The 2,618-nt window shown below is 59.4% G+C and carries 2 protein-coding genes; one reads left to right on the forward strand and one right to left on the reverse strand.

Annotation, left to right across the window (positions count from 1 at the left end):
* Positions 1–273: 273 nt before the first annotated feature.
* On the forward strand, positions 274–1,608 hold the full coding sequence (locus tag PF66_RS30965; RefSeq protein ID WP_054064813.1) for an acetamidase/formamidase family protein: 1,335 nt from the start codon (positions 274–276) through the stop codon (positions 1,606–1,608).
* 410 nt (positions 1,609–2,018) lie between these two features.
* Here PF66_RS30965 and PF66_RS33755 read toward each other — a convergent pair whose 3' ends face one another.
* Positions 2,019–2,453 carry a hypothetical protein gene (locus PF66_RS33755; RefSeq protein ID WP_054064814.1) on the reverse strand — a complete coding sequence of 145 codons (435 nt, stop codon included), beginning with the start codon at positions 2,451–2,453 and terminating at the stop codon, positions 2,019–2,021.
* Positions 2,454–2,618: the final 165 nt, after the last annotated feature.

A 2,618-nucleotide genomic window follows, 5' to 3' on the forward strand; every position in this document is an offset into this window, starting at 1 on the left:
GCCTGAGGGTTCTGGTTGTGGGGTAGAACCCCCGTTGCAGGATCATGTATTAGGTGTTGTTCGGCAGAGGAGCACCGCGGCGAGAGGCGACGAGATCTCCTGTAGCGTGTATCGCAATGTGTCTATTGCGCCCTCCGATACAGTCACCCGCAATTACCCATCCCCGTTGAACACAGAGCAGATACAAAGCTGCGCTGAACTATGCACTGTTTGACCCTTCTCGGGCTGCCTCAGCCGGCGGCCGTTCGCTCCTATTTTCCCAAGGGGACCACAATGACAACGCCTGCTTCTGACTCCATCCTCAACGTCACGCCGGTCGACCGCCTGCGGGTCGATCAATACACCCACGGCATCATCGGTCCGAGCCTGGCGATGCTCGGACCGCTGGCTGATGGCGGCACTCTGATCACCGGCACGCCGCCGGGCTGCTGGGGACCGATGATCACTCCGGCCTTCGAGGGTGGCCATGAGGTGACGCAGCCGGTGGCCATTGACGGCGCTGAAATCGGCGACGCCGTGGCGATCAAGATCAAAAGCATGCGCGTCACCTCCTTGGCCACGTCTTCCGGGGTCATGTCGTTCGTCGAGGGTCGCTACAATGGTGATCCGTTCGTTTCCAAGTTTTGCGCCAAATGTGGCACCGAACACCCGGCTAGCCATGTCGAAGGCATCGGCGAGGATTCGATTCGCTGTAACCACTGCGGCGCCGAAGTTAGTGCGTTCCGCTTTAGTCATGGCTACGTTATCGTGTTCGATGCGAAGAATCAGGTCAGCCTGACGGTCAATCAGGACATCGCCAACCAGCTCGCCGGTAAGGCGTCCGAAATGTCAGCACTGCCGGAATTCGCCGCCCAGCATTCGATCCTGTCTCTAGCCCGCGCCGACATCCCGGGTGTCGCCGCGCACATGCGGCCGTTTCTCGGCAATATCGGTACCCTGCCGTCGCGAGACTTGCCCGACTCGCACAACTGCGCCGATTTCGGCCAGTACCTGATCAGCGCCCCGCACCGTTTCGGTATGACCAGAGAAGAGCTGCACGCGGCCAAGACCGATGGCCACATGGACACCAACTCGATCCGCGAGGGTTGTGTGCTGATCTGCCCGGTTAAAGTGCCGGGTGCCGGGGTGTACATGGGCGACATGCATGCCCAGCAGGGCAATGGGGAAATTGCTGGGCATGCCACCGATTGCTCCGGGGAAACCGAAGTGGTGGTTGAGGTGGTGAAGAACCTGACGCTGGAAGGTCCGATCCTCCTGCAAAACCTCGATGATCTACCACCGATGGCGCGGCCGATGAATGCCCGTCAGCGCGCTGATGTCCGTGCTCTGGGCGAGCAATGGGGCCAGCAGGAAATCGAGCAGAGCGGTCCGATTACCTTCATCGGCAGCGGAGAAAACCTCAACCTGGCTGTGGAAAACGGCCTACGGCGCGCCGCTAATGTCACCGGCCTGCCGTATGACGAAATACTTAATCGCGCGACCATCACCGGTTCCATCGACATCAGCCGCCTGCCCGGCACGGTGCGCGTGACTTTTCTGTGCCCGATGAGCGTGTTGGACCGAATGGGCATCGCTCATCTGGTGCGTGAGAAGTACGACTTGGAGTAATGCTCTTCGGTTGAGAGCAATGAAGATGGTTGAACTGGCGCACTTCGAATGGGTGAAAACGGTGTTGCAGCAGTCCGAGGACGAGCCTTTAGTGCCCGGTGATGTCGATTCGTTGCTGGAGCGTCCGTTGCAGTTATAGCCCCAGGCCTGGCCTTGGGCAGATATGTGGCGGGTGCATTGGATGGGGACGGAATTTCAGCCCGGACGCGGTGCCGGACCAGCCAACCTTGTTGCCGGTGCTCCGGGCTGACGAATGAGACAGTTGCACGAGAAAGGAGGGATTCCGCTCATCACGCAGGCCCTGGCCGGGCAGGAGGTTGAGTAGGCGACCGGTTACAACCTTGACGAGTAGGCGGAACAGACAACGCTCGGTTTTGTAGACGTTCTGGAGCGCGTCTATACATCTCTCGTCAGCCGAGCTCCGGGATCTGGCTACGCCCATGAACTCGAGCTGCCTGGGTTGCTCTGTTGGCCGTTGAAGCGTTATCCCTTCCTGGTGTTTTACATCGAGCGTGATGACCATATTGACGTCTGGCGTATCTTGCAGGGCGCGCGGGATATTCCGGAGTGGCAATGAGCAAGATCATCGCTTCGCCATTTTCCTCAACTTCGGCCCATTGTTTGATTTCAGCCAGGGCCTGTTTAGTCCCTGGTCGAACCTTCAAGCGTAGGTCTTCCTCCTGCAGTGCGGCCGCCTTCTTGCGGCGCCGGTTGTCGCGCTCGGCCTGGGCCATAGTCTTGCCAGGTATGGCGAGCCAGCCCATGGCAACTCGGTGATTCGGGTTGCACTCGTCTTTCACCTGGTTGTAGAAGTGCTCGATCACGTCGTTCAGCTTCTCGGCCATGTGGACACTATTCCAGATTCGCCTCCAGCGCCCGTACGTATTGCGAGCCGTCGTTGCGTACGCAGAAGGCAGCGACGTAGATGGTCCATCGGTGCGGGATGTCGCAAAGAGCATCGGCAACGGCTCACTGCTGCTGGAACAGGTACCCTTTCACGTTGTTGCCCA

The sequence above is a fragment of the Pseudomonas asplenii genome (assembly GCF_001293465.1).
GTDB lineage: Bacteria > Pseudomonadota > Gammaproteobacteria > Pseudomonadales > Pseudomonadaceae > Aquipseudomonas > Aquipseudomonas fuscovaginae_B.

Coding starts and splice junctions, on each gene's coding strand:
- PF66_RS30965 (WP_054064813.1), top strand. CDS start 274: ATGACAACGCCTGCTTCTGACTCCATCCTCAACGTCACGCCGGTCGAC.
- PF66_RS33755 (WP_054064814.1), bottom strand. CDS start 2,453: ATGGCCGAGAAGCTGAACGACGTGATCGAGCACTTCTACAACCAGGTG.